Origin of the sequence: Rhizobium sp. M10 (genome assembly GCF_002531955.1) — a bacterium.
GTDB lineage: Bacteria > Pseudomonadota > Alphaproteobacteria > Rhizobiales > Rhizobiaceae > Rhizobium > Rhizobium etli_C.
Map to the genome: position 1 here is coordinate 699675 of NZ_NWTA01000002.1, position 23399 is coordinate 723073.

Consider the following 23399-nt stretch of genomic DNA (forward strand, 5'->3'; position numbering starts at 1 on the left):
CCGCTGGAGATCACAGCATCTCCAGCGGCTTTTTCTTTGCCGGCGGCGGGAAGGCGGCGTCGAGCGCCTGCCAGTCCTCGTCGGTGATCTCAAGCGAGACGCAGTCGCGGTTCTCCGCCACGCGTTCGGCATTCGACGTCTTCGGAATGACGATGACGCCGTCGCGTTCGAGCAGGAAGGCGAGCGCCAGCTGGGCGGGCGTTGCCTGATAGGCCTTGGCGATGTGGATGAGTTCGGGATGATGCAGGATATGCCCCTGCTCGATCGGCGAATAGGCCATGATGGGAATGCCGCGGCTCTGGCACCAGGGCAGGAGATCATATTCGATGCCGCGGCGGGAGAGATTGTAGAGCACTTGGTTGGCGGCGACATTGGCGCCGTCGGGTACTCTGAGCAGTTCCTCCATGTCGTCGGTGTCGAAGTTGGAGACGCCCCAGGCGCCGATCTTGCCCGACGCTTTCAGCATTTCGAAGGCTGCGACGGTCTCGGCCAGCGGATAGTTGCCGCGCCAGTGCAGGAGATAAAGATCGATCCGGTCGGTGCCGAGCCGTTCCAGGCTGTGCTCGCAGGCGTCGACCGTACCTTTCAGGCTGGCGTTCCAGGGATAGACCTTGCTGACGAGGAAGATCTCGTCGCGCCGTCCCCGGATCGCCTGGCCGACGATCTCCTCGGCGCCGCCGTCGCCATACATTTCCGCGGTGTCGATCAGCGTCATGCCGAGATCGATGCCCGCCCTGAGGCTTTCAATCTCCATCTTGGCATGGCCGGCATCCTCGCCCATGGCCCAGGTCCCCTGGCCGAGTGCCGGCACTTCCGTGCCGTTCGGGAATTTGACGGAGGGGATGGGGTCGTCCTGCATGATTTTTTCCATTTTTCAGGAGATTGCGCAGCGTTCTTATCTTTCAACTAATCCTGTCACCATGACAATGATGGAATGGCGTCAAGAGTTTAGGGCAGTTACGCTGACCTAAATAAGGCGGGCCTCGGAAAAGAGCCGGCTTCGGGAGATTGCATGCCGCTGGATACGTTTTTCGCCCTTGTTCTCTTCGCCTTCACGACGTCGATCACGCCGGGGCCGAACAACATGATGCTCTTTGCCTCGGGCGTGAATTTCGGCTTCCGCAGGACGATCCCGCATATGGTCGGCATCGGCGCCGGTTTCTTCTCGCTGCTGATCGGCGTCGGCCTCGGGCTCGGCTCGTTGCTGCACACGATGCCCCTGGTCTATACGGTGCTGAAGTTCGCCGGCGGCGCCTATCTTGTCTGGATCGCCTGGAAGATCGCCGCCTCGCGTTCGCTGAGCGAAGGCAGGAGCAGTGCGGCGCCGATGTCCTTCGTCTCGGCGGCGGCCTTCCAGTGGGTCAACCCGAAAGCTTGGGTGATGGCGGTTACGGCGATGGCGACCTACACCAATCCTGAACTCTATCTTGCCAGCGTGCTGATCGTCGGCCTGGCTTTCGCGGTGGTCAACGTGCCGAGCGTCTCGACCTGGGCGGGCTTCGGCTCGGCACTCAGGGAATGGCTTTCCGATCCCGTGCGGCTGAAGTGGTTCAACATCACCATGGCCGTGCTTCTGGTGGCGAGCCTCTGGCCGATGTTAAAATAGAGCAATCGCCGGTTTCGTCAGCATCAGCCAGAAAATGCCGATGACGGCTGAGAAGGCCGGAAAGCCGAAAGCGAACCAGACGCGGTAGAGGCTGAAATAGGCCGGCGGCAGCGCGTTTGTCGATGCCGCGGCAGCGCGGGCGAGATCACGCAGGCGGATCTGGATCCAGACGACCGGCAGCCAAAACAGGCCAGTGACGACGTAAAGCAGCAGCGACAGCGCAATCCAGCCTTCCGACAGGTCCCAGCCGATCATGCGGGCGAGGAGATAGCCGGTCACCGGCTGGAGAATCGCGGCGGTGGCGGTAAAGACTGTATCGGCGATCACGACGGTTCCGGCGACATGAGCGATCAGGGCGGGATCACGCGTGCGGTGCGCCATCACCATGAAAAAGGCGATGCCGGCGCCGGTGCCGAAGAGCACGGTCGCGCCGACGACATGGGCAAGCAGCAGCCATTCCTCGAGCATCAGCGTTCATCCAGGATGGCAAGCGCCGTCAGCGTCAGCAGGACCGACGGCAGCACCTTGACGAGGGGACCGAGCGGATCGAGCCAGAGCGCGGGTTCGAGCAGGCTGCCACCGGCGAGATAGGCCAACGAGACGGCGAGCATGCCGAGAAGGGCGCGTCTGGCGAGCGGGCGAACAAGCACGGCGGCGCCAAGCGCCACATCGATGATGCAGGTGGCAAGCGTCAGCGCCGTTGCCGCCGCTTCCGGCATGAAGGGCAGGAAGTGCGCCGAGGCCCTTTCCATCGAAAGCAGCGGGATCAGGCCGGAGAGCTGCCAGAAGGCCGACAGGCCCGATATGATGAGCGGCTTCAGCAGATAGAGCCGGGCAAACCAGAGATCCTGCACGCCGGAAGGGCTTGGCGGGGTTGTGGTGTGTGATAGAAGGAACGGAGACGGTTTCATGAGGATCCGTTAGGTTGCGCGAGACGTTGCCACGATTCCGCTTCTCCCCGGCGGGGAGAAGATGCCGGCAGGCAGATGAGGGGGATGAGCGGCAAAGCCGCGAATGCACGGAGCGCAGCGAAGAGCAACATAAAGGGCGTGCCGTGCGGCCCCCTCATCCGACCCTTCGGGCCACCGCCCGGGGTTGAGCCACGGGTCTCAACCCGTCCTTCGGACCCCCGCTGGGGAGAAGAGGAGGAGCGAACCGCGCGCATCGAGGAAACAGGGCGGCCGATCGCCGTTCCGGGAGGAGATTGCCTTGCACGACGATCACGACCATCACCACGATCATGCCCACGACAACCACTACTCCGACATGCAGGCCCGCGTGAAGGCGCTGGAAACGCTGCTGACGGAGAAGGGCCTGATCGATCCGCATGCCATCGATGCGATCGTCGAGACTTACGAAACCAAGGTCGGGCCGCGGAACGGCGCGCATGTTGTCGCGAAAGCCTGGAGCGATCCCGGTTTTGCCGACTGGCTGAGGCGCGATGCGACGGCGGCGATCGCGAGTCTCGGTTATACCGGCCGGCAGGGCGAGCATATGCGCGCCGTCTTCAATACGGCCGAGACCCATAACCTCGTCGTCTGCACGCTCTGCTCCTGTTATCCCTGGTCGGTGCTTGGCCTGCCGCCGGTCTGGTACAAGGGACCGGCCTATCGTTCGCGGGCGGTGATCGATCCGCGCGGCGTGCTCGCCGAATTCGGCCTGACCCTGCCGGAGGGCAAGAAGATCCGCGTCTGGGATTCGACGGCGGAGCTGCGTTATCTCGTGATCCCCGAGCGGCCGGAGGGCACGGAGGGCATGGATGAGGCAGCACTTGCCGGCCTCGTCAGCCGCGATGCGATGATCGGCACGGCGGTGGCCGGTAGCCCGGAGGCACTGTCATGAACGGACCGCACGATCTCGGCGGGCAGATGGGCTTCGGGCCTGTCGCGCCTGAGAAGGACGAGCCCTATTTCCATGCCGAATGGGAAAAGCGGGCGCTCGGCATCACGCTCTCCTGCGGGGCCTTCGGCGCCTGGACGATCGATGAAAGCCGGCATGCGCGCGAGAATATCCCGCCGGCCGATTACCTCGCGGCGAGCTATTACGAGATCTGGATCCGCGGCGTCGATACGCTGCTCACGCGACACGGCTTTGCGACGCGCGAGGAGTTGCTGTCCGGACACAAGCTGCAGGATGGCACGGCGCCGAAACGGGTGCTGAAGGCGGAGATGGTGCCCGCCGTGCTTGCCAAGGGCGGGCCTTGCGACAGGCCGGTGGATGGCGCGCCACGCTTTGCGGTCGGCGAGCGGGTGAAGACGAAGAATTTCAATCCGGCGACCCATACGCGATTGCCGCGCTATGCCCGCGCCAAGGCCGGCGTCGTCGAAGCGGTGCAGGGCTCCTTCGTCTTTCCCGATGATAATGCCCATGGCAAGGGCGAGAACCCGCAATGGCTCTATACCGTCGTTTTCGACGGTGGCGAGATCTGGGGCGAAGGCGCGGACCCGTCGCTGACGGTCTCGATCGACGCGTGGGAGAGCTATCTTGAGCGTGTGTGAAATAGCCTCCGAGCTCAGCCAATCGCCCGGGCTGCCCAAATCTGCGGAGGGCGCGCCGGTCTTTCCCGAACCCTGGGCGGCCGAGGCCTTCGCCATGACCGTGCATCTGCATGAGAAGGGGCTGTTTTCGTGGAGCGAATGGGCGGAAACGCTTTCGCGGCAATTGCATCAGCCCGGACGGGCTGAAGACGGCAGCGACTATTTCGACTGTTGGGTGGCGGCGCTTTCGGAGCTGCTGGTCAGCCGCGGCGTGGCCGACGCATCCGCCATCCTCGAGCTGCAGAAAAGCTGGCAGCGGGCGGCCGAGGCGACGCCGCACGGGCAGCCGATCGAGCTCGCCAACGATCCGCTGCGCTGATCCTCACGACGGGAACTGCCGGTAGCATTCCTCGGCCACACCGCGCAGGGTCTCGCGCGAGATTTCGCCGGTGACGGCATAACCAAGTTCGCCGTCGATCCAGTAGAAGGTTTCGAGTTTGCCCGATGAGGCGAAGCGGAAGCTCGTCGTGCGGTTTTCCTTGTTGCGGCCGACCATGACGGTCAGGCGCTCGCCGGCCTGGTTCTCATACATGAACATGGCGCCGGGCCTGCCGTCGACCGGCAGCAGGCGGCCGCCGACCAGCTTGAAGCCGAGCGGCTGCAGGTTCGGGATCTTCAAGTTCTGGATCGCCAGGCGCTTGCCGAGCCAGGTGGCGAGATGGGCCTCCTCGTCGGCGAAAACCTCGACCGGGTGGCGAACCTCGGCGGCATAGACGGTGAAGGCGGTCTCGGCCTGTTTCGGCAGGGTTTCGGAACCGGCTAGCTGCAGGTCCGGTCTCTCCAGAAGAGCCGGGCCATAGTGGCCGCTGACGGCACCGAGCGCGAAGACGACGAGCGCTGCGGCGGCGACTGCCCAGCGGTTCGGCACCGACGGGATGGCGTGCGGCGGCGCGACGAGCAGGGCATCGGTGTCCTTTGCCCTGTCGTAACCGGCAAAGAGCGAGCGGATGCCTGCGTTCTGCGCCTGCCATTCGGCGACCATCGCCGCCTCGTCGGGATTGTCGGCGAGATAGGCCTCAATGCGGGCGCGCGCCGTTTCGGGCAACTCGCCGTCGGCATAGGCGTGAAGATCGGCTTCGGTGACGATCGGGTTGGTCTCGTTCATTTCGGTCTCCGAAGCGTAATGATGTTATCGGCCTTCAGGTGTTCGGCGACGCGCCGGCGGGCGCGCGACAGGCGGGACATCACCGTGCCGATGGGGATATCGAGCGCGGCGGCGACCTCGCTATAGCTATATCCCTCGATGACGACGAGCATCAGCACGGCGCGGTGCTCCTCCGAAAGGCTGTTGAGCGCGTTATCGAGCCGAGTGCGTTCCAGCGGATCGGCCGGCGCTTCGGGTGCTGCCATATCTCCGGCGGCGTCGAGCTCGACCATGCCGTCGCGCGCCTTGCCGCGCCGGCCGTTGCGGTAAAGATTGGTCATGATGGTCAGGACCCAGCCGCGCAAGTTGAGGCCGCGCCATTGACCGCGGCGCGCCAGCACCTTCTCGACGCAATCCTGAAGCAGATCCTCGCCATCGGCATCCGAGCGCGTCAGGCTGCGCGAATAGCGCCTGAGCGAGGGAAGGAGGGCCAGGATCTGGCCCTCGAAACTTTCGGGTGCGGGTGTCTTCACGCCAGCTCTCTTGCCGTCACATCAGGGCTTGGCAAGGTCCCAGTTGCCGCCGACGCCGTCGCCGGTGATGTCGCCGGCCTTGGTGTCCTTGACCCAGTAGTAGAGCGGCATGCCGTCCTTGGCCCATTGCTTCGTGCCATCCTTGCGTTCGATGATCGAATATGCACCATCGGCCTTGGCATCGGAAGCGGCCATCAGCGGCGGCCAGTTCTTGGCGCAATCGTCGTAGCAGTTGGAAACGCCCTTGGCGTCCTTCTTGAAAGTATAGAGGGTCATGCCGTTTTCGCCGGCAAGAACCTTGCCCTTGGCAGTCTCGACTTCCTTGACGGGCGCGGCGGCGAAAGCAGCGGTCGCGGCAAAGGCGGCTGCCGCTGCGACGGACAGGAATTTCACGGACTTCATGGTGTTTCTCCTCGGGTTGGGCACGCGATTTCGCGCTACCTGAGATGAGACACGAGACGAGGCGGTTTTATTCCCGCGTGGAGAAGTTTTATGGCGGCGGATGGTCATTCGCACACAACACCCTGCTTTTACAGTTATTTACATCATGGCTATTTGCGGATAACATATATCCTTAATTCCGCTCGCAGAGCCAGCCATGATGAGTTGTTGAATGATCCTGAAAAGCCAGGTCGAGTGGGCGCTGCATTGCTGCGCTATTCTCGCGGGCCTGCCCGAGGGCAGGTATCTCTCCACCAAGGCGCTGGCCGAGCTTCATGGCCTGCCGAAGGAATATCTCTCCAAGGCGCTGCAGAGCCTTTCTCAGGCTTCCCTCGTCGAAACCACGCTTGGCCCGAGCGGCGGCTACAGGCTTGCGCGCGCGCCGTCGGAGGTCAATTTTCTCGAGATCGTCGAGGCGGTCGAGGGCAAGGCGCGCAGCTTCACCTGCACGAATATCCGGGAGAATAATCCGTGCCGGCCGGCAGGCTATTGCGACAGCAAGCCTTGCGCGGTCGCCCGCATCATGTGGGAAGCCGACGAGGCCTGGCGCGATACGCTGAGGCGCGTCCGACTTTCCGATCTCGTCGATACCCTGTCTGAGGAGGTGCCGCCCGACATCTGGCGAAGTACATTCGAATGGGTGCTGAAGCGGGCCGGCTGAGCGGCGTGCCGATCTCTAAGCCCTGAAGATGGTCCGGATGGTTTTCAGGATGGCGTGGGCGCTGCGGGCATGTTCCGGGGACTGGGCGGTGCCGTTGCGGAAGCGCTCGGCGCGGCCGGCAAGCTGTTCGGCGATTTCTTCGGCCAGCGTCGGGCGTTCGGCGAGCAACGGCGCGAAGGCCTCCTGGTCGATCTCATAGGTGATTACCGAGGTTAGAGCCTCCAGGGTGCAGACTTCCTGCATGCCGGCGAGCAGTCCGCTTTCCCCGAAAAAATCGCCAGGCGCTAGCCTTCCGCGTTCCTCGCCTGCATGCCGGGCGGCTATGATGCCGGCGCGCACCATCATCAGTGCGGGCAGCATTTCGCCCTCCTGCACGATCACATCGCCCTTACGGAACTCCCTGACAGTCGCGGTCTCGGCGAGCCTCTGCTTTTCATCTGATGTCAGCGTCGCAAAGACCGGAATGGCGTCGATCAGCGCAAGCGGCGTCACGCTGGGCGGCTGCGCGTTTTCCTCCGTCGGCAGGGTGGCGGTCAACACCGCTGCCGACGGCGGAATGGCCAGCAGCAGGCCGGCGGATTTGCAATGGCGGTAGACGAGATCGAGCACTTCGTTTCGCGCCGGCACGCGCTGGCTCGGGCTCGTCACCCGAAACTGCAGCTCGACTTCGAGCGAGGTGGCGTCCAGCCCCTTCAGGGCGACGACCGGCGGCGGCTCACGCACGATGGAGTTGCAGCTCGCGAGCGCCGTCAGCATGACCTGGCGGACCGATGCCGGCATGCGCGTCGGGGCGATGCGGATGGTGAGGATCAGCAGATGGGTCTCGTCCGGCCGGCTGATATTGGTCAGGCCGAGCTTGGCGAGAAAGCTGTTCGGCAGCACAACGATATTGTTGCCGGGGGTCAGGATGTGCGTCGCGCGCCAGTTGCTTTCGACGACGCGCCCCTCCGTGCCGTCGCTCAAAAGGATCCAGTCGCCGATGACATAGGGCCGGCCGAGGGTCAGGGCGATGCCGGAGAAGACGTCGGCGAGCGTGTTCTGCAGCGCGAGACCGAGAATGATGGCAACGACGCCTGACGTGGCGACGAGGGTTCCGATCGGCACGCCGAAGACGAAGGCTAGGATCGAAAGCACCATGCCGATATAGACGACGCCAATGACGAGATCCTGGAGCAGACGGGCCTCGCGCGGGCTGCCTTCCAGCACCAGATAGAGCCTGATGAAACCGATGACGGCCCATGCCAGGTGAACCCACCAGAGCGATTTGGCGAGAATGACGAGCAGGGCCTGAGGGTCCTGCGTCTCATATCCCTGAAACCGATGAGGTTCGATGCCGCTGCCGATGAGGATCAGCGTCATCACGCCGAAGAACAGGATCTGCACCACCAGCCGGGTCGTCGGCCGCTGGCTGGAGAGGAAATACCAGACGACGATGCCGGCGAAGCCGACTGTAATGAGAGAATTCAGTGGCTTGCCGAAGAGCGCGTCGTAGATCATCTCTCTGTCTCCGGGAGGGCGGGCGGCACATGATTGAGCATGTCGGCTGTCCGCGCAAGCATCGGTCCCGCGCGGACAGGCTTGGAGGTTGCCTACTTCTTGAGGGGGTAGGTCAGTTCTTTCTGGTCGGTGTCGACGACGAAGACGGCGAGCAGGCGGGCCGGCTGCGTCTCGCTGCCATTGGCGCTGACGCCATGGCGGTCGCCCGGCATTTCCGAGAAGCTCTCGCCGGCCTGATAGGTCTTGACCGGACCGTCATTGACCTGGCTGCGGATCGATCCTTCCAGCACGGTGGCGTAGATGAAGGCCGAGTCCGGATGGGTGTGGCCTTCGGAGAAGCCGCCGGGGCCGTATTCGACCAGCACGCCCTTGATGCTCTTGCCCGGCACGTTCGGCAGTTCGTGCTCATAGACGAGCGTCACCTTGGCGGACTTGCTGCTGTCATGGGCGGAAGCGCCGGTGGCTGCCAGAAAGGCGAGGGCGGCGGCGAGGAATGATGACCTGATCATGGGAATCTCCTTGTTGGCAGGGGAAGGAGGCCGATCACTTCGGCCGGGCGGATGTGGCGAACCACTGCTCGAAGGTGATCGAGCCGAGGCGCGGGTCGTCGTCGGAAACGAGGGACTGGTCGTTCAGCCTGGCGCCGAAATATTTCGCCTCGGCGTCGGCCTCGACAATCCGCGGGTCGTTCATCGCCTTGAGATACCGGGCGACGAGCTCGCTGAGCCGGACCCGTTCCGGGCCGGATATTTCGATCGTCCTGTTGGCTGGGGCGGAGAGCGCCACGTCGGCCATGGCGTCGGCGACATCGTCGGAAGCGATCGGCTGCACATAGGCGGGCGACAGGCGAACCGTCTGGCCGACCGTGCCCGACTGGGCGATGCCGCTCAGGAATTCCATGAACTGCGTCGAATGCACGATCGTATAGGGAATGCCCGATGCCCTGATCAGTTGTTCCTGGGCGAGCTTGCCGCGGAAATAGCCGCTGTCCTGCAGCCGCTCGGTGCCGACGACGGAAAGCGCGATATGGTGCTTCACGCCGGCGGTCCTTTCGGCGGCGAGCAGATTGCGCCCCGAGGTCTGGAAGAATTCGAGCACGGCCTTGTCCTCGAAGGAGGGCGAATTGGCAAGATCGAGCACGGCTTCGGCACCGGCGAGTGATTCGGCCAGTCCTTCTCCGGTGATCGTATTGACGCCGGAGTTCGGTGAGGCGGCGATCACCTCATGCCCGCGCTTGCGCAGGCGTTCGACAGTCTTTGAACCGATGAGGCCGGTTCCGCCGATGACGACGATTTTCATAACAGATCTCCATTCGCTGCCGCGGTGCGGCAGCGTCAAAGCTGAATCTTCTCAATGAATTGCGTGAACTAGTTCAGGCCAGCCTTATCAAGGCCGTAGGCCTTGTCGGCCGAGCCGGGCACGGTCTTGAAGCCGACATTGACGCGGTTCCAGGCATTGATGGCCATGACGACGAAGGTGAGGTCGGAGATTTCCTTCTCGGAAAGCTGGCCGCGCACCCGCTCGTAGATTTCATCAGATACGCCGCCTTCGGGAAGCTTCGTCAGCGCCTCGGTCCAGGCAAGGGCCGCGCGCTCGCGGGGAACGAACAGGTTCGACTCCCGCCAGATGGCGACGTGGTGAAGCCGCAGCTCCGTCTCGCCATGGATCTTTGCCTGCTTTACATGCATGTCGAGGCAGAAGCCGCATCCGTTGATCTGTGAGGCGCGGATCTCGATAAGGGCCTGAAGCTTCTCATCGATGACGCTGCTTCTCAGCGCCATGCTGAATTCCATGAATTTCTTGAAAAGTTCGGGGGACTGCTGGGCGTAATTCAATCGCTGGGTCATGTCGTTTCTCCTCAATTAAGGACATTTAATATCCTTATGGATAAAAGATATCCTTAATTGCTGGACTGTAAAGCCATTCTCGCCTAGTTTGCCTGCATAAAGCCTATGCGCAAAAGTATGAGGGGGCAGGGATGGATATCGTTTCGGCATTGCGGACCTTCCAACGCGTCGCGGAGACCGGTTCGTTCTCAGCGGCGGCGCATGATCTCGATGTCACGCAGCCGGCGGTTTCGCGGCAGGTTGCGTCCCTCGAAAGCCATTTCAACACCCGCCTCCTGCATCGTACGACGAGCGGCCTGTCGCTGACGGCGGAAGGGGAGCGCATGCTGCCGATGGCGCTCCGAATTCTCGAGGCGGTCGAGGAGCTTGGTGATGCGGCAGGCTCGAACGGCGCCACGGCCTCGGGAAAGGTCAGGCTCAGCGTGCCCGCGCCGCTCGGCCTCTATTTAAGTGAAAGGCTCGGCGATCTTCTTGCCGTCCACCCGAAGCTTTCGGTCGAACTCATCTTCCGGGAGCAGAGCTCCGATATGATCGAGGAGCGCCTCGACCTGGAGGTGCGGCTCGGTTCGGTCGCCGACAGCAGCCTCGTCTGTCGCCGGATCGGCTGGACGACGGCATTCCTCGTCGCGTCGCCCGCTTATCTCGCGCGCAAGGCGGCCCCGCGCGCGCCAAAGGACATCAGAGACCATGAATGCCTGTGCTACGATAGGGCAGGCGACACCTGCACATGGTCCTTCTCGAACGGGTCGGAAGACATATCGGTCAGGATCACGCCGCGGCTGACCGCCTGCAACGCGATTGCCATTCATAGGGCGGCGCTCGCCGGCGCCGGCCTGGCGGTGCTTTCCCACATCATCGCCGTGCCCGACATCGCCGCCGGCCGGCTGATTCCCGTAATGGAGGATTTTCAGCCGAGCCGCCTGCCGATCACCGTCGTCTATCCCTCGAGACGGAACATGCCGCTGCGCGTCAAGACAGTTCTGGACTTTCTGACCGATGTCATCGGCCAGGACCTGTCGATGTGTGTGAGCGGGGCGGACCGCCAACGGAACGGATGATCGTTCGGACCGGTGATTTGCCGTTTTCCGCCTTGCCTAACGCCGGCGAATCCTGCCAAGTCCTACGATCATGCAATTTGCGCCGCAACAAGACGAAGCCCTCAAGGCTGTTTCGAAATGGCTGAATGAAGGGCGCTCGCCGCTCTTTCGCCTGTTCGGCTATGCCGGGACGGGCAAGACGACGCTTGCCAGGCATTTCGCCGAAAATGTCGACGGCGATGTGCTGTTTGCCGCCTTCACCGGCAAGGCCGCGCAGGTGCTGCGCTCGCGCGGCGCCTCCAATGCCAGGACGATCCATTCGCTGATCTACCGGCCGCGCGGCGAGGAGGCGGTGGAGGACGAGGAAACCGGCAAGACCTCGATCGCGCCGATGTTTTCGATCAACCGGCAGAGCCCGGTCGCGAAAGCCGCACTGATCATCGTCGACGAATGCTCGATGGTGGACGAGGCGCTCGGCAAGGATCTAATGAGCTTCGGCACGCCGATTCTGGTGCTCGGCGATCCCGGCCAGCTGCCGCCGGTGTCGGGTGGCGGTTACTTCACCAATCAGGAACCGGATTACCTCCTCACCGATATTCACCGCCAGGCGCGCGACAATCCGATCATCAAGCTCGCCATGCAGGTGCGCGAGGGCAACGAGGTGATGTATGGCGATTACGGAACGGCGAAGGTTATTTCGAAGAGCGAGGTGACGCAGCAGCTGGTGCTCGATGCCGACCAGGTGCTCGTCGGCACCAACCGGACGCGGCGGCGCTACAACCAGCGCCTGCGGGAGTTGAAGGGTTTTAACGCCGATTATCCGCAGACCGGCGACAAGCTCGTCTGCCTGAGGAACGATCCGGCCAAGGGCCTGCTCAACGGCTCGCTGTGGCAGGTGATGACCTCGTCGAAGGAAACGACGAAACCCGGCATCAATCTGCTCGTCCGCCCCGAGGACGACGACATGGATCGCGGGGCGGCCAAGATCAAGCTTCTGAAACAGGCCTTCGAGGATGTCGAAGGCGAGATTCCCTGGAACACCCGCAAGCGCTACGACGAGTTCGACTACGGCTATGCGCTGACCGTTCACAAGGCGCAGGGCTCGCAATGGAACGACGTCGTGCTCTTCGACGAGAGCTGGGCCTTTCGCGATACGCGCGAACGCTGGCTCTATACCGCGATCACGCGCGCGGCCGAGACCCTGACAATCGTGCGCTGAACCCGGTTTTGGCGGGGAGGGGGACGGTGGCGGCCGTCGGGCTTGATGCGGGTCAGGCTTGCACGATGCCGAGCAGGACGGCCTTGGCGATGGCTTGGAAGCGGTTGTTGGCGCGGAACTTCAAAATGATTCCGGCTTCGAGATCCCTCGTCTCGTCGTGTTTCAGGTCGAGTGCCCGGGCGATGCGCTGCGTGGAGTAGCCTTCCGCCATCAGTTCCAGGCAACGCCTTTCCTGCGGGGTCAGACTGGAGTTATCCTGATTGTCGTTGAGCGGCTGTGTTTCGATGCCGCCATCGTAATCGAGAAGATCGCCGACCTGCTGGAGCTGGCGGTGCAGCGTCGACATCTCCGCCGTCAGCTCGCGCTTGCGCACCTGCAGGGCTTCGCGGAACATTGCCTCGGCCCCTTCCTGCGAATCGGCTTTGCGAAGCTCGTCCATCAATTCCTGGATCACGGCAATCGGCATGCCCGTCTCGCGGCAGACGGTGATGACAGCCATGCGCATGACGTCGTCCTGGCCGTAGACCCGCATCAGGCCGATGCGATTGGCCGAAATCAATCCCTTCTCTTCGTAGAAATGCAGCGTCCTGTGCGTAACGCCGAATGCGTTGGCCATATCGGCAATCGGTACCGGACCTTCCGGTAGATCCGGCGGCAGCGCGGCCGAAGGCAGGAACCGGTATTTCGACCGGGCCTCCGAAGCGAAACCGGCGGCAGCAAACAGGCGTTTGGAACCGTCTGGCATGAACCCTCCTAGGGCATCTTGTTGCACCTCATGCGGATTTGCCAGTTGCTTCCCGGGCGCGGCGAGTGGGGTTTCCTCTAGGCGGTCTTATCGATGGGAAAGAAGCAATACGCGGCTTACGTTTACGCGACACAATGTCCACGTTATGCGTGAACGATCTTTTTTATAAGTGCTAAAAATAATCTCTTTTAAATGGGATAGCAACGCGACGGCATTTCGCGCGGGGTTTGCGTGCCGCTGCGCGGAAAAACATGCGCTGCCCTGTAGCGGCGGGCTGTCGTCTCGAAAGGCGACGCGAAATACTGTTTGCGGTACGCACGCGGCCGCTGCCGGGCGGAAATGCTAGGGCTTTCATCAGCAATAGGCATCGCATCCATCTGCGAATCTCGTTGGCCATCGCGCAACACTTGGCTTAAAAGCAGGGCCTCTCGTTTCGTGACCGATGGATGCCCGCCATGCCCGCCAAGCTCTCCGTGAACCTCAACGCCGTCGCCATGCTTCGCAACCGGCGCGACCTGCCGTGGCCGAGCGTCGAAGCCCTCGGCCGAATCGCCCTTGCCTCCGGCGCCAGCGGGCTGACGGTGCATCCGCGTCCCGACCAGCGCCACATCCGCTTTTCCGACCTGCCGGTCATCCGCAACCTGATCGACGACGAATTTCCCGCGGCCGAGTTCAACATCGAGGGTTATCCGACCGAAGAGTTCCTCGAACTCTGCGCCGACGCTGCGCCCGAGCAGGTGACGCTGGTGCCCGACGATCCCGCGCAGGCGACCTCCGATCACGGCTGGGATTTTCGCAAGCACGAGGCGTTCCTCACCGATGTCGTCGCGCGGCTGAAGACGATGGGATGCCGGGTCTCGCTGTTTGCCGACGGCGACGGGGATGCGGAAGCGGTAAAGCTGGCGAAAGCAACGGGCGCCGACCGGATCGAACTCTATACCGGCCCTTATGGCGGCTGCTACGACGCGCCGGAACGAGCAGCGCCGATCCTTGAAGCGCTCGGCAAGACAGCGGATGCAGCGCTCGCCATCGGGCTAGCCGTCAATGCCGGTCACGATCTGACGGTCGCGAACCTGCCGGCATTGGTTAAGCGCATTCCAGCGCTTGCCGAAGTCTCGATCGGCCATGGGTTGACCGCCGATGCGCTGGAATATGGCATGGCCGAGACAGTGCGCCGCTTCTGCCGGGCTTGCGGGCAGGTGATTTGAGGAAGACGTTTCTCTCTGCGCTTGACGGTGGAGGGAGGCCCGGCGTTGCCGTGAGGGATATAGCGCGTTTTAAGTCTCCTGCACCCAAGGACTTGGGCGCGCTGGATTCCTGTGACATCCCTTGGGCGAAGCCCTGAGGCGCACAGGAATGAGGTGGAGAGGTCGTGCTTCCCCACAACCGCTGTGTCAATGGCGACGGGAATTCCGGCGAAGGCGCTCAATTTACCCTCCGCATTCCTGTGCGCCTCAGGGCTTCGCCCAAGGGATGTCACAGGAACCAGCCACGGCGCGTCCGCGCCGTGAATGACTCATCCCGCAGGCCAGAGGGGTGACGCCAGTCGCCACCCCAATCTTATCAGTGCCCGCCAGCTCCGGCCGTCGTCAACGCCGCCTTATGCGCCACGAAGAAATCCTTCAGCGGCTGCGGCTGTTTGCCGGTCAGTTTGGTGAAATCGCCGGTGACGATGTCGAAGTTGCCGGCGCGGATGTTGGCGTCGGCGGAGACCAGCATGTCGGCGATGAAGCCGGGGAGGCCGGCGCCGCGCATGCCTTGGCCGAGCTGTTCGTCATTGACCTCGACCACTTCGAGCGGCTTGCCTGATGCTTCGGAGATGATGGCGGAGATCTGCCGGTTGGCGAGCGACACCGCGCCGGTCAGCGTGTAGGTGGCGCTTTCCGCGGTGCCGGAGGCAAGGGCTGCGGCGATCGCCAGCGCGCAATCGTCGCGCGAGATGTTCGCGACCTTGCCGTTGCCCGTGGCGCTGTACCATTTGCCGCCCTGCAGGTTGTGCGGCATGCTGTGCATGTAATTGTCGTGATACCAGGCGTTGCGGAAGATCGTGTAGGCGATGCCGCTTGCCTTGATGGCGGTTTCGGTGCCGAGATGGTCGGGTGCGAAGGTGACGAGCGAATTGTCGGGCGCCGGCATCGAGGTGTAGGCGATGTGCTTGACGCCCGCCTTGACGGCAGCGGCGACGGCGGCCTTGTGCTGGGCGAGGCGCTTGCCGGGGGTGTCGAGCGCATCGGTGCTGATGATCAGCAGCCGGTCGATGCCGGCGAAGGCCTGTTCCAGGCCGGCCGCGTCATCGAAATCGGCCTTGCGGCTGAGAACGCCCTTGTTGGCGAGTTCGGCGAGCTTTTCCGGATTGCGGGTGGCAGCGACGATCGCGCCGGGGGCGACCCTATAGGTCTCGAGGAGATGGTGGATGACGCGCTGGCCGAGCTGTCCGGCAGCACCGGTGACCAGGATGGTTTCGCTCATGAAGTCGTTTCCTTCTGCGTTGGTCGTTGGTCTCAAAAAGAGACTAACTCTAGAATAGGAATTGACTTCACCGTGTAAAGGAGGCAGCTTTTCGGCTGTAAGTTACCAAAAGGGAACCAGCAGATGAGCGGCGCAGTCCTCAGTCTGAAGAACAGGATGCCGGGGGCGCGGCGCGAGATCGATCTCGCCGGCCTCGATTTTTCCAATTGTCCGGTCCGAGACATGATGCAGCAGATCGGCGGCAAGTGGTCGACGCTGCTGCTCGAAGTGCTGGCGGCCGAGCCACGCCGCTTCGGTGAACTCAGGCGGATGCTTCCCGATATTTCGCAACGCATGCTGACGCAGACACTGCGCGATCTGCAGAGGGACGGTTATATCGCCCGCGAGGTCTTCCCGACCAAGCCGCCGAGCGTCGAATATTCGATGACCGATCTCGGCCGCTCGCTCTACCAGCCGCTGTCGCAGCTTTTGAACTGGGCCGAGGCAAATCATGATTTCGTCCGTGCCGCCCGGGCGCGTTTCGATGGTGCCGACAGTTAGACGTGCTTCCCGCGCCGTTCCGTGAGGAACAGCAGGAAGGCGAGCGCCGGGAAGGCGAAGCCGATCCAGGCGGTCATCGTCCAGCCGCCGGTCGCATAGGCCCAACCGCCGAGCGCCGAGCCGAGCGCGCCGCCGGCGAAGAAGGTGGCCATGAAGAGGCCGTTCAGCCGGCCGCGATGTTCCGGGTTCAGCCCATAGATGGCGCGTTGGCCGCAGACGAGGTTGGTCGTCACCCCGAAATCGAGCATGATCGCCGCGACGGTCAGCAGGATCAGCGCGGTGAGCGAGCCGTCGGCGGCGAAATGGCTGATCAGGAAGGAGGCCATGCCGAGCAGCATGGCGATTGTCGAGGCGATCTTCGTCATGCCGCGATCGGCAAGCCGGCCGGCGATCGGCGAGGCGACGGCGCCGGCCGCCCCCGCAAGCGCGAAGAGGGCGATGCCGTTCTGTGTCAGGCCGAAGGCCGGGCTTGCAAGCAGCAGCGGCGTCGTCGTCCAGAACAAGCTGAAGGCGCCGAACATGCCGGCCTGGTAGAGGGCGCGGCGCTGCAGCACCCGCGAGGTCAGCGCCAGATGCGCCATGGAGGCAAGCAGTTCACCATAGCCGAGCTTCGTCTTCGGCACACGGACCGGCAGGTTGGCGCGCAGGACGACGGCAAGCACGAGCATCAGCGCCGCGGTGACGTAATAGACCATGTGCCAGGACGACGCCTCGGCGACGAAGCTTGCGAAGGGGCGGGCCAGCATGATGCCGCAGAGCAGGCCGCTCATGACATTGCCGACGACCTGGCCGCGCGTCGCATCCGGCGCCATGTTGGCGGCGAAAGGCACGAGCACCTGGACGGCGACCGAGGCAAGACCGATCGACAGCGAGGCGGTGAGGAACATGGCCGGCGTCGAAGACAGCGCGGCCCCGATCAGGGCGAGAGCGGAGACGGCAATCAGCAGCAGCACCAGACGGCGGTTTTCGGTGAGGTCGCCAAGCGGCACGATCAGCAGCAGGCCGAGGCCGTAGCCTATCTGCGTCAGCGTGACGATCAGGCCGGTCGCGGCCGGCGTGAAGCCGAGATCGGCGCTGATCGGCCCGGCCAGCGGCTGGCCATAATAGAGATTGGCTGCCACCAGACCGCAGGCGGCGGCGAAAAGAAAGGTGAGCCAGGGGGATAGCGCTCGTGGAATGGCATTATCCGGCGTAGTGGCTGAAATGCTCATCAGAAACTCCGGTATTGAAAGGATTAGTCGCAAATCGTCTTGCCGCCGGCCACCCGTTTCCTGCCGCGGCCCAAGGGTGCCAACTCCGGGGGAATGTCATGTCACCAGTTTCATCGCGGCTTCGGCGGCGGCCGCCATTTCTTCGCCGCTGCGGCCCGTCTTGCCGATGACGCGCATGCCCTTGGTGAGGCAGAGCAGCGCCAGCGATGTGGCGGAAACATCGAGATCCCAAGAAATCGAGCCGTCGGACTGACCGAGGCGGATCAGGTCGGCCAAAAGCGTCTCGTCGGTCATGAAGGCGGTGGCGACGCGTTCGGCCGCCTCCTCGTCGAAGAGAGCGAGGTCGCCGGCGCTGCCGACGACGAGGCAGCCCTGCCTGCCGATTTCACCATGGGACGAGCCGGCAAAGAAGGTGATCAGCGCATGGAGCTTGTCGCGGCCGCGCTCGGCGCCGGCGAGCCTGGCGTCGAGCAGGCCGCGGCGCACGGCGCGATAACGGTCGAAGGCGGCGAGGAAGATGCCGCGCTTATCGCCGAACGCCTTGTAGACGCTGCCGGCGGCAAGCCCCATGGCTTCGGTAAGCTCGCTGATCGAGGCGGCGTGGTAGCCGCGTTCGGAAAAAACGCGCAGGGCGGCATCGAGTGCAGCCTCCGCGTCGAATTCCCGCGGGCGTCCGCGGCTTCGGGTCTTCTCGTGAAGGTGCGTTGCGTTCATGTCCAGCTAATTAGGAAATGATCGTTTCCAAATCAAGCGAAACTTTGCGACGCAGCAAATTCAGAGGGTGAGAACCCAGCTCTGGCCGTTGGCTTCCGGGCCGAACATGCGATGTCTCTCCTCGGAGACAAGCCGGAAGCCGGCCTTGATATAGATGGCGCGGGCGGTCTCCAGCATGTCGTTGGTCCAGAGCGAAAGCTCGCGGTAGCCCTTCTGCCTGCAGAAGCGGATGCATTCGTCGACCAGCAGCTTGCCGAGCCCGAGGCCGCGGGCTGATTTGTCGACATAGAGCAACCGCAGCTTGGCGATGCCATCGCCGCCATTGGTGACGAGGACCGAGCCGACATTGACGCCGCCGCGTTCGGCGATCCAGCAATACTCCATGGCGGGGTCGAAGTTGGCGAGAAATTTGCCGGCGACCTCGGCGACCAGCGCCTCGAAACGCAGGTCCCAGCCATATTCCTCGGTGTAAAAGCGGCTCTGGCTATGAACGATCCAGCCGATATCGCCGGCGCGGTGGGCGCGGATGACGGCGGGGGCGGGCTTGGCGGCCGGGTCGAGCAGGGCGCGGATTCTGTTCATGGCGGAGACGACCGCCTGCGGCTCGCCGGTCGCAAGAGTGTCGAAACGGGCGGCGATCTGCGCATTGGCGCGCCGGCCGAGTTCCTCGAATTGCGCATGTCCCCGCTCGGTGACAGTGATGATCTGGCTCCGCAAATCGGCCGGATCGGGGTTGGTTTCGATCAGTCCCTCGGCGCGGAAACGCTTGAGGATGCGGCTGAGATAGGCCGGATCGAGATGCAGGTCGCGGGCAAGTGCGGTGGCGCTGACGCCCTCATGCGAGCCGATCTCGAAGAGAATGCGGGCATCCGTCAGCGTGTAGTGTGAGTCGAGATATGCCTTGTTCAGCAGGCCGAGGAAATTCGTATAGAAGCGGTTGAAATCGCGGGCGGTTTCGATGAGGGCGGTATCGGACATGGTGATCTCCAGAGGGAGACCTCGCCAGATTGTTGACAAGCCCGCTCCTCGCTCGCCGTCATCCTCGGCCTTGTGCCGAGGATCTGCTGCCCTATCGAACGGAGGCAGATGCTCGGGACGAGCCCGAGCATGACGGAAGGAGGGGTGGCCGACGTACCAACAAACTGACAAAAGATCTCCGCATGAAGACATTTGTCATGCATTTAGTTGACTGAGTCAACTAAATAATAGATGCCTCACGCAGCCTCTTCCGCCTCCGCATCCTCCGTGCCAAGGGCGAAATCGACTGCCGCCCTTGCGTGAATTGCGGTGGTGTCGAAGCCCGGCAGCGGCAGGCGGTCGGGATCGAGGATCAGGCAGATCTCGGTGCAGCCGAGGATGATGCTGTCGGCGCCGTGCTCCACGGCGCGGTCGATGATATCGATCAGCTTCTCGCGCGAACTGTCGCGCACCTTGCCGGCGCAGAGTTCGTTGAAGATGATGTCGTGCACGGTGGTGCGGTCGGCGGCGTCGGGCACCATGATGTCGAGGCCAAGGCTTTTCATCCGCTCGGCGTAGAAGCCGTGCTCCATCGTGTAGCGGGTCGCAAGCAGCAGCGGCCGCTTGTGGCCGGCGGCATGCAGCGATTTCGCCGTCTCGTCGATGATATGGATCAGCGGTACGGAGATTTTTGCCGCGACCTTATCGGCGATCAGATGCATGGTGTTGGTGCAGATCAAGATGCAGCCGGCGCCGCCAGCCTGCAGGCGCTCGGCCACCTCGCCGAGACGGCGGGCCGCTCCAGCCCAGTCGCCGGCCTTCTGAAGCGCGACGATCTCCTCGAAATTGACCGAATGCAGAATGAGTTCGGCCGAGGCGAGGCCGCCGCGGCGCGCGCGCACCATCTCGTTGACCAAGCGGTAGTAAACCGCCGAACTCTCGAAACTCATGCCGCCGATCAGGCCGATCGTTTCCATCTCTTCGTGCTCCCATGCTTCAGTTTCGAAAATGATGCCGCAATGGTCGCGCGGCTTGTTTGCATTGTTTGTCCTTTATCAGGAAAACGTGCTATTATTTTGCATCGATTGGCCAAGTCGCGCAAATTGAGAGCGCAGGGTTCATTTCACACAATGCTTGATGATCGTGACAGACGCATTCTCGACATGCTGCAGAAAAATGCCGGCATATCCGTGACCGATCTTGCCGAGCGCGTGGCGCTGTCGGTCTCGGCCTGCTCGCGGCGCATTCAGCGGCTGGAAGAAAGCGGCCATATCGCCCGGCGTATCATCGTGCTCGACCGCGAACGCATGGGCGTGCCGACGACGGTCTTCGCCCTCGTCAAGACGGCCCACCATTCGGACGAATGGACGGAAGCCTTCCGCCGGATCATCAGCGACATCCCCGAGATCGTCGAGGCGCACCGCCTGACCGGAAACCACGATTACATCCTGAAGATCGTGCTGCCACGCGTCGAGCATTACGACGTGATTTATAAGCAGATTGTGCGCAAGCTGGAACTCTTCGACGTTTCAGCGTCGATCTCGATGGAAGAATTGAAACATGGAATGGCGATACCCGTGGGCTACGCGCGGTAAGCCGGTGTTTCGAGGGCTATGCAACAGCGATATTCATAGCTATTTCCTGCCAGGAGAAAAACTGCTCTGGTCCGGGCGTCCCGCACAGCATAAGGCAAGTCTATAATATCCCGGAAAAAGCACGGCTCGATTGCCTGGCGAAGTGATAGCGCCAGCGTCACCGATGGCAATTATTTGCCCCGATACGGAACAATTTTCGACATATTGCGTTCACCTTTGGTTCAAGAGGGGGAAGATGTGTCCTCCTCCTGAGGAGTAGAGGAGGACAGTCATGAGAAAGCTAACTGTCGCCGCGTTATGCTTGATCATCGGTAGCTCCGGCGTCACCCCGGCCCAGGCATTTCCGGCTATCAATCCACCCCGAATCGAAGCTCAGCAGCAGATAGAGCATGTGCGATGGCGCGGCCACCGCCATCATCGTCATGGAGCGGATTTGGGCTGGGCTTTGGGTGGTCTAGCCGTCGGCACGATCATCGGCAGCGCATTGGCACAGCCTCGCTATGGCTCCTATTACGGTTCGCCCTACGGCTATTATGGCTCGCCGTACCGCTACTACGGTTCGCCATACCGCTATTATGGTCCGCCCTACCGTTATTATGGCCGCTATTATAGCCCGCCCTACCGCACCTATGCATCGCCTGCCTATTACGGAAGGGGAAACCACGAGGCCTGGTGCTATGCGCGCTATCGTTCGTACAGGGCTTACGACAATACCTTCCAGCCCTATTACGGACCCCGTCGCCAGTGCATCGGTCCCTATTGATCGGCAGGTTACGCGTCTGCGCCATGTCTATGTGAACCCAACCGCAACCCGGTCTGGGCAGCGATAATTCCGCGTGACTTCCACTCCACAGGTTTCGCTCGGTCCAATTGGACGAGAAGCCAATAATCCTGCGTCGCCTCGACTGCCGGCGGCGCAGGGCAGGCATGCCGAAACGGTGGTTGCAACATTCGCTGCAAAAGCCACATTGGCCTTCAGCGAAATGGCGCAAAAGGGGCAGGTCATGAGCGATCATCATGTCGTCGTTGTCGGTGGCGGCTTCGGCGGGCTGCAGCTGGTCAACGGGTTGAAGGGCGCAGGCGTGAAGATCACGCTCGTCGACCGGCGCAATCATCATCTCTTCCAGCCGCTGCTCTATCAGGTGGCGACGACCATTCTCTCCACTTCGGAGATCGCCTGGCCGATCCGCCGCCTCTATGCCGACCGGCCCGACGTGACGGTGCTGCTCGGCGAGGTCACCGGTGTCGATAGCGGCACCAAGACCGTGTCGTTACGCAACGGCATGACTCTCGGTTATGACACGCTGGTGTTGGCGACCGGGGCGACGCATGCCTATTTCGGCCGTGACGAATGGGAGCCGGTAGCGCCGGGTCTGAAGACGCTTGAGGATGCAACGACGATCCGCCGCCGCGTGCTGCTCGCTTTCGAGAAGGCGGAGATGGAGGCCGATCCCGCCGTGCGCGACGCGCTTCTGACCTTCACCATTGTCGGCGCCGGGCCGACCGGGGTCGAGCTCGCCGGGATCATCGCCGAGCTCGCGCATTTCACGCTGCCGAAGGAGTTCCGCAATATCGATACGCGCAAGACCCGTGTGGTGCTCGTCGAGGCCGGCCCGCGGGTGCTGCCGACCTTCGCCGAAGAGCTTTCGGCCTATGCGCAAAAGGCGCTGGAGAAACTGGGGGTCGAGGTGCTTCTCGGCAAGCCGGTCACCGAGTGCAGCGCCGACGGTGTCCGAATAGGCGAGACTTTCACGCCCAGCCGCACGATCGTCTGGGCGGCCGGCGTCACCGCCTCACCGGCGGCGCGGTGGCTCGATATTCCGGCCGACCGTGCAGGGCGCGCCATCGTCGAGAAGGATTTGAGCGCGCCGGGCCTGCCTGATGTCTTCATTATCGGTGATACGGCCTCTGTCATGCGAGAGGATGGCAAGCCCGTGCCTGGCATAGCGCCCGCCGCCAAGCAGCAGGGTGGCTATGTGGCAAAAGTCATCCGCGCCCGCCTGTCCGGCAAACCGGCGCCTGCGCCTTTCAAATATTGGCATCAGGGGAGCCTGGCAACGATCGGCCAGAGTGCGGCGATCATCGATTTCGGCCGGATCAAGCTCAAGGGCTGGATCGCCTGGTGGATCTGGGGCATCGCCCATATCTACTTCCTGATCGGCACCCGCTCGCGCTTTGCCGTCGCCTGGAACTGGCTGTGGATCTATCTGAGCGGCCAGCACAGCGCCCGGCTGATCACGCAGCGGGAGACGATGCGGGAGGAGGGGTAGGCATTCTGCGCTGCCTCTCCGGCCTCATCCTGAGAGCCTGTGAATGTTTGGTGGCGGAGGCGATTTTATTGTGATTCTGTTGGGTCGTTGATTTGCTTGGGGGATGATGGTGGGCGACGACCTGTTCGAAGGATTGGCGGCACATGGAGCGCGGCGAAGTGCTCAGGTGGGGCGCGGTGCGGCGCGCATGCGCGAGCCGGTGCGCGATCAGATCGAGTTGCGTGCCGTGGATATCGACAGCTTGATCGGTCAGGATCACGCGGTGCGCGTCATTTGGAGCTATGTCGAGGGACTGGATCTGAGTGCGCTCGAAGATCGGATCAAGGCGCGTGAGCACCGGCCGGGCCATCCACCGATTTCGCCACGACTTTTGCTGGCGCTGTGGCTCTATGCCAGCAGCGACGGCGTCGGCAGCGCGCGGGCGCTGGAACGGCTG

General features: G+C 62.9%; 27 protein-coding genes and 2 pseudogenes. 13 read left to right on the plus strand and 16 right to left on the minus strand.

What is annotated here, in order from left to right; translation table 11 throughout:
* Window positions 1–10: 10 nt before the first annotated feature.
* Window positions 11–859 carry an aldo/keto reductase gene (locus CO671_RS05145; RefSeq protein ID WP_097605082.1) on the minus strand — a complete coding sequence of 283 codons (849 nt, stop codon included), beginning with the start codon at window positions 857–859 and terminating at the stop codon, window positions 11–13.
* A gap of 153 nt (window positions 860–1012) precedes the next feature.
* On the opposite strand from CO671_RS05145, the gene CO671_RS05150 reads away from it, so the two are divergent.
* Window positions 1013–1606: a LysE family translocator gene (locus CO671_RS05150; protein WP_097605019.1), complete on the plus strand. Its 594-nt coding sequence runs from the start codon at window positions 1013–1015 to the stop codon at window positions 1604–1606.
* Here CO671_RS05150 and CO671_RS05155 read toward each other — a convergent pair.
* Window positions 1598–2074, minus strand: a complete 477-nt coding sequence (locus CO671_RS05155) for a DUF2269 domain-containing protein (protein ID WP_097605020.1) — start codon at window positions 2072–2074, stop codon at window positions 1598–1600. The two genes, CO671_RS05150 and CO671_RS05155, sit on opposite strands and share 9 nt — an antisense overlap.
* Window positions 2074–2472 (minus strand): annotated as a pseudogene (locus CO671_RS05160) (DoxX-like family protein); the annotation flags it as partial. The pseudogene CO671_RS05160 and the gene CO671_RS05155, both read right to left, overlap by 1 nt.
* 343 nt (window positions 2473–2815) lie before the next feature.
* Between CO671_RS05160 and nthA the strand changes: the two are divergent.
* The 3 genes from nthA to CO671_RS05175 are packed head-to-tail and all read left to right on the plus strand — an operon-like array spanning window position 2816 to window position 4462.
* A complete protein-coding gene (gene nthA, locus CO671_RS05165; protein ID WP_010028340.1) occupies window positions 2816–3448 on the plus strand; it encodes a nitrile hydratase subunit alpha in 633 nt (210 codons plus the stop codon).
* Window positions 3445–4104, plus strand: a complete 660-nt coding sequence (gene nthB / locus CO671_RS05170) for a nitrile hydratase subunit beta (RefSeq protein WP_097605021.1) — start codon at window positions 3445–3447, stop codon at window positions 4102–4104. The genes nthA and nthB overlap by 4 nt, the downstream gene beginning before the upstream one ends.
* Window positions 4091–4462, plus strand: coding sequence for a nitrile hydratase accessory protein (locus tag CO671_RS05175; RefSeq protein ID WP_097605022.1), 372 nt, complete (start codon window positions 4091–4093; stop codon window positions 4460–4462). The genes nthB and CO671_RS05175 overlap by 14 nt, the downstream gene beginning before the upstream one ends.
* Before the next feature lie 3 nt (window positions 4463–4465).
* On the opposite strand, the gene CO671_RS05180 is transcribed toward CO671_RS05175, so the two are convergent.
* From CO671_RS05180 to CO671_RS05190, 3 genes are read right to left on the minus strand one after another with little or no spacing between them, the layout of a single operon-like run.
* Window positions 4466–5248 carry an anti-sigma factor gene (locus CO671_RS05180; protein WP_097605023.1) on the minus strand — a complete coding sequence of 261 codons (783 nt, stop codon included), beginning with the start codon at window positions 5246–5248 and terminating at the stop codon, window positions 4466–4468.
* Window positions 5245–5760, minus strand: a complete 516-nt coding sequence (locus tag CO671_RS05185; RefSeq protein WP_097605024.1) for an RNA polymerase sigma factor — start codon at window positions 5758–5760, stop codon at window positions 5245–5247. The genes CO671_RS05180 and CO671_RS05185 overlap by 4 nt, the downstream gene beginning before the upstream one ends.
* Before the next feature lie 21 nt (window positions 5761–5781).
* The gene (locus CO671_RS05190) at window positions 5782–6162 is read right to left on the minus strand and encodes a hypothetical protein (RefSeq protein ID WP_009996856.1); all 381 of its coding nucleotides are present in this window, start codon (window positions 6160–6162) and stop codon (window positions 5782–5784) included.
* Between the two features lie 211 nt (window positions 6163–6373).
* Between CO671_RS05190 and CO671_RS05195 the strand changes: the two genes are divergently transcribed.
* The gene (locus CO671_RS05195; protein ID WP_097605025.1) at window positions 6374–6862 is read left to right on the plus strand and encodes an Rrf2 family transcriptional regulator; all 489 of its coding nucleotides are present in this window, start codon (window positions 6374–6376) and stop codon (window positions 6860–6862) included.
* A gap of 15 nt (window positions 6863–6877) precedes the next feature.
* On the opposite strand, the gene CO671_RS05200 is transcribed toward CO671_RS05195, so the two are convergent.
* From CO671_RS05200 to CO671_RS05215, 4 genes are all read right to left on the minus strand, one after another.
* Window positions 6878–8359: a cyclic nucleotide-binding domain-containing protein gene (locus tag CO671_RS05200; RefSeq protein ID WP_097605026.1), complete on the minus strand. Its 1482-nt coding sequence runs from the start codon at window positions 8357–8359 to the stop codon at window positions 6878–6880.
* Between the two features lie 92 nt (window positions 8360–8451).
* On the minus strand, window positions 8452–8868 hold the full coding sequence (locus tag CO671_RS05205; protein WP_097605027.1) for a cupin domain-containing protein: 417 nt from the start codon (window positions 8866–8868) through the stop codon (window positions 8452–8454).
* Window positions 8869–8902: 34 nt separating this feature from the next.
* A complete protein-coding gene (locus CO671_RS05210) occupies window positions 8903–9658 on the minus strand; it encodes an SDR family oxidoreductase (RefSeq protein WP_097605028.1) in 756 nt (251 codons plus the stop codon).
* A 68-nt stretch (window positions 9659–9726) separates the two neighbouring features.
* Window positions 9727–10206 (minus strand): carboxymuconolactone decarboxylase family protein, encoded by a 480-nt coding sequence (locus CO671_RS05215; protein ID WP_097605029.1) that lies wholly within the window; start codon window positions 10204–10206, stop codon window positions 9727–9729.
* Window positions 10207–10337: 131 nt separating this feature from the next.
* On the opposite strand from CO671_RS05215, the gene CO671_RS05220 reads away from it, so the two are divergent.
* Window positions 10338–11264 (plus strand): LysR family transcriptional regulator, encoded by a 927-nt coding sequence (locus tag CO671_RS05220; protein ID WP_097605030.1) that lies wholly within the window; start codon window positions 10338–10340, stop codon window positions 11262–11264.
* A gap of 70 nt (window positions 11265–11334) precedes the next feature.
* Window positions 11335–12462 (plus strand): ATP-dependent RecD-like DNA helicase, encoded by a 1128-nt coding sequence (locus CO671_RS05225; protein ID WP_097578864.1) that lies wholly within the window; start codon window positions 11335–11337, stop codon window positions 12460–12462.
* A gap of 52 nt (window positions 12463–12514) precedes the next feature.
* Here CO671_RS05225 and CO671_RS05230 read toward each other — a convergent pair whose 3' ends face one another.
* A complete protein-coding gene (locus CO671_RS05230; RefSeq protein WP_097605031.1) occupies window positions 12515–13207 on the minus strand; it encodes a MerR family transcriptional regulator in 693 nt (230 codons plus the stop codon).
* A gap of 455 nt (window positions 13208–13662) precedes the next feature.
* On the opposite strand from CO671_RS05230, the gene CO671_RS05235 reads away from it, so the two are divergent.
* The gene (locus CO671_RS05235) at window positions 13663–14415 is read left to right on the plus strand and encodes a pyridoxine 5'-phosphate synthase (RefSeq protein ID WP_097605032.1); all 753 of its coding nucleotides are present in this window, start codon (window positions 13663–13665) and stop codon (window positions 14413–14415) included.
* A 355-nt stretch (window positions 14416–14770) separates the two neighbouring features.
* On the opposite strand, the gene CO671_RS05240 is transcribed toward CO671_RS05235, so the two are convergent.
* Entirely contained in the window at window positions 14771–15676 is a 906-nt protein-coding gene (locus CO671_RS05240) for an SDR family oxidoreductase (protein ID WP_097605033.1), read from the minus strand.
* Window positions 15677–15799: 123 nt separating this feature from the next.
* Between CO671_RS05240 and CO671_RS05245 the strand changes: the two genes are divergently transcribed.
* Window positions 15800–16216 carry a helix-turn-helix domain-containing protein gene (locus CO671_RS05245; RefSeq protein ID WP_097605034.1) on the plus strand — a complete coding sequence of 139 codons (417 nt, stop codon included), beginning with the start codon at window positions 15800–15802 and terminating at the stop codon, window positions 16214–16216.
* Here CO671_RS05245 and CO671_RS05250 read toward each other — a convergent pair.
* The 4 genes from CO671_RS05250 to CO671_RS05265 all read right to left on the minus strand — a co-directional run bounded on the left by CO671_RS05250 (window position 16213) and on the right by CO671_RS05265 (window position 20075).
* Window positions 16213–17427, minus strand: a complete 1215-nt coding sequence (locus CO671_RS05250) for an MFS transporter (RefSeq protein WP_097605035.1) — start codon at window positions 17425–17427, stop codon at window positions 16213–16215. The genes CO671_RS05245 and CO671_RS05250 overlap by 4 nt on opposite strands.
* A gap of 96 nt (window positions 17428–17523) precedes the next feature.
* Window positions 17524–18141 carry a TetR/AcrR family transcriptional regulator gene (locus CO671_RS05255; protein WP_097605036.1) on the minus strand — a complete coding sequence of 206 codons (618 nt, stop codon included), beginning with the start codon at window positions 18139–18141 and terminating at the stop codon, window positions 17524–17526.
* A 60-nt stretch (window positions 18142–18201) separates the two neighbouring features.
* Window positions 18202–19119, minus strand: coding sequence for a helix-turn-helix domain-containing GNAT family N-acetyltransferase (locus CO671_RS05260; protein ID WP_097605037.1), 918 nt, complete (start codon window positions 19117–19119; stop codon window positions 18202–18204).
* A 236-nt stretch (window positions 19120–19355) separates the two neighbouring features.
* The gene (locus tag CO671_RS05265; protein WP_097605038.1) at window positions 19356–20075 is read right to left on the minus strand and encodes an aspartate/glutamate racemase family protein; all 720 of its coding nucleotides are present in this window, start codon (window positions 20073–20075) and stop codon (window positions 19356–19358) included.
* 153 nt (window positions 20076–20228) lie between these two features.
* Between CO671_RS05265 and CO671_RS05270 the strand changes: the two genes are divergently transcribed.
* The 4 genes and pseudogenes from CO671_RS05270 to CO671_RS05285 all read left to right on the plus strand — a co-directional run.
* The gene (locus CO671_RS05270) at window positions 20229–20693 is read left to right on the plus strand and encodes an Lrp/AsnC family transcriptional regulator (protein WP_097579000.1); all 465 of its coding nucleotides are present in this window, start codon (window positions 20229–20231) and stop codon (window positions 20691–20693) included.
* 271 nt (window positions 20694–20964) lie between these two features.
* Window positions 20965–21456 (plus strand): BA14K family protein, encoded by a 492-nt coding sequence (locus CO671_RS05275; protein WP_097605039.1) that lies wholly within the window; start codon window positions 20965–20967, stop codon window positions 21454–21456.
* A 241-nt stretch (window positions 21457–21697) separates the two neighbouring features.
* Window positions 21698–22963, plus strand: a complete 1266-nt coding sequence (locus CO671_RS05280; RefSeq protein ID WP_097605083.1) for an NAD(P)/FAD-dependent oxidoreductase — start codon at window positions 21698–21700, stop codon at window positions 22961–22963.
* 103 nt (window positions 22964–23066) lie between these two features.
* Window positions 23067–23399 (plus strand): annotated as a pseudogene (locus CO671_RS05285) (IS5/IS1182 family transposase); the annotation flags it as partial.

What these genes read in the sequence shown, in the direction of transcription:
- CO671_RS05250 (WP_097605035.1), bottom strand. Translation starts at nt 17,427, where the DNA reads ATGAGCATTTCAGCCACTACGCCGGATAATGCCATTCCACGAGCGCTA.
- CO671_RS05275 (WP_097605039.1), top strand. Translation starts at nt 20,965, where the DNA reads ATGAGAAAGCTAACTGTCGCCGCGTTATGCTTGATCATCGGTAGCTCC.
- CO671_RS05270 (WP_097579000.1), top strand. Translation starts at nt 20,229, where the DNA reads ATGCTTGATGATCGTGACAGACGCATTCTCGACATGCTGCAGAAAAAT.
- CO671_RS05195 (WP_097605025.1), top strand. Translation starts at nt 6,374, where the DNA reads ATGATCCTGAAAAGCCAGGTCGAGTGGGCGCTGCATTGCTGCGCTATT.
- CO671_RS05200 (WP_097605026.1), bottom strand. Translation starts at nt 8,359, where the DNA reads ATGATCTACGACGCGCTCTTCGGCAAGCCACTGAATTCTCTCATTACA.
- CO671_RS05145 (WP_097605082.1), bottom strand. Translation starts at nt 859, where the DNA reads ATGCAGGACGACCCCATCCCCTCCGTCAAATTCCCGAACGGCACGGAA.
- CO671_RS05245 (WP_097605034.1), top strand. Translation starts at nt 15,800, where the DNA reads ATGAGCGGCGCAGTCCTCAGTCTGAAGAACAGGATGCCGGGGGCGCGG.
- CO671_RS05230 (WP_097605031.1), bottom strand. Translation starts at nt 13,207, where the DNA reads ATGCCAGACGGTTCCAAACGCCTGTTTGCTGCCGCCGGTTTCGCTTCG.
- CO671_RS05205 (WP_097605027.1), bottom strand. Translation starts at nt 8,868, where the DNA reads ATGATCAGGTCATCATTCCTCGCCGCCGCCCTCGCCTTTCTGGCAGCC.
- CO671_RS05215 (WP_097605029.1), bottom strand. Translation starts at nt 10,206, where the DNA reads ATGACCCAGCGATTGAATTACGCCCAGCAGTCCCCCGAACTTTTCAAG.
- CO671_RS05190 (WP_009996856.1), bottom strand. Translation starts at nt 6,162, where the DNA reads ATGAAGTCCGTGAAATTCCTGTCCGTCGCAGCGGCAGCCGCCTTTGCC.
- CO671_RS05225 (WP_097578864.1), top strand. Translation starts at nt 11,335, where the DNA reads ATGCAATTTGCGCCGCAACAAGACGAAGCCCTCAAGGCTGTTTCGAAA.
- nthB (WP_097605021.1), top strand. Translation starts at nt 3,445, where the DNA reads ATGAACGGACCGCACGATCTCGGCGGGCAGATGGGCTTCGGGCCTGTC.
- CO671_RS05265 (WP_097605038.1), bottom strand. Translation starts at nt 20,075, where the DNA reads ATGGAAACGATCGGCCTGATCGGCGGCATGAGTTTCGAGAGTTCGGCG.
- CO671_RS05180 (WP_097605023.1), bottom strand. Translation starts at nt 5,248, where the DNA reads ATGAACGAGACCAACCCGATCGTCACCGAAGCCGATCTTCACGCCTAT.
- CO671_RS05155 (WP_097605020.1), bottom strand. Translation starts at nt 2,074, where the DNA reads ATGCTCGAGGAATGGCTGCTGCTTGCCCATGTCGTCGGCGCGACCGTG.
- CO671_RS05220 (WP_097605030.1), top strand. Translation starts at nt 10,338, where the DNA reads ATGGATATCGTTTCGGCATTGCGGACCTTCCAACGCGTCGCGGAGACC.
- CO671_RS05240 (WP_097605033.1), bottom strand. Translation starts at nt 15,676, where the DNA reads ATGAGCGAAACCATCCTGGTCACCGGTGCTGCCGGACAGCTCGGCCAG.
- CO671_RS05280 (WP_097605083.1), top strand. Translation starts at nt 21,698, where the DNA reads ATGAGCGATCATCATGTCGTCGTTGTCGGTGGCGGCTTCGGCGGGCTG.
- CO671_RS05255 (WP_097605036.1), bottom strand. Translation starts at nt 18,141, where the DNA reads ATGAACGCAACGCACCTTCACGAGAAGACCCGAAGCCGCGGACGCCCG.
- CO671_RS05150 (WP_097605019.1), top strand. Translation starts at nt 1,013, where the DNA reads ATGCCGCTGGATACGTTTTTCGCCCTTGTTCTCTTCGCCTTCACGACG.
- CO671_RS05210 (WP_097605028.1), bottom strand. Translation starts at nt 9,658, where the DNA reads ATGAAAATCGTCGTCATCGGCGGAACCGGCCTCATCGGTTCAAAGACT.
- CO671_RS05235 (WP_097605032.1), top strand. Translation starts at nt 13,663, where the DNA reads ATGCCCGCCAAGCTCTCCGTGAACCTCAACGCCGTCGCCATGCTTCGC.
- CO671_RS05260 (WP_097605037.1), bottom strand. Translation starts at nt 19,119, where the DNA reads ATGTCCGATACCGCCCTCATCGAAACCGCCCGCGATTTCAACCGCTTC.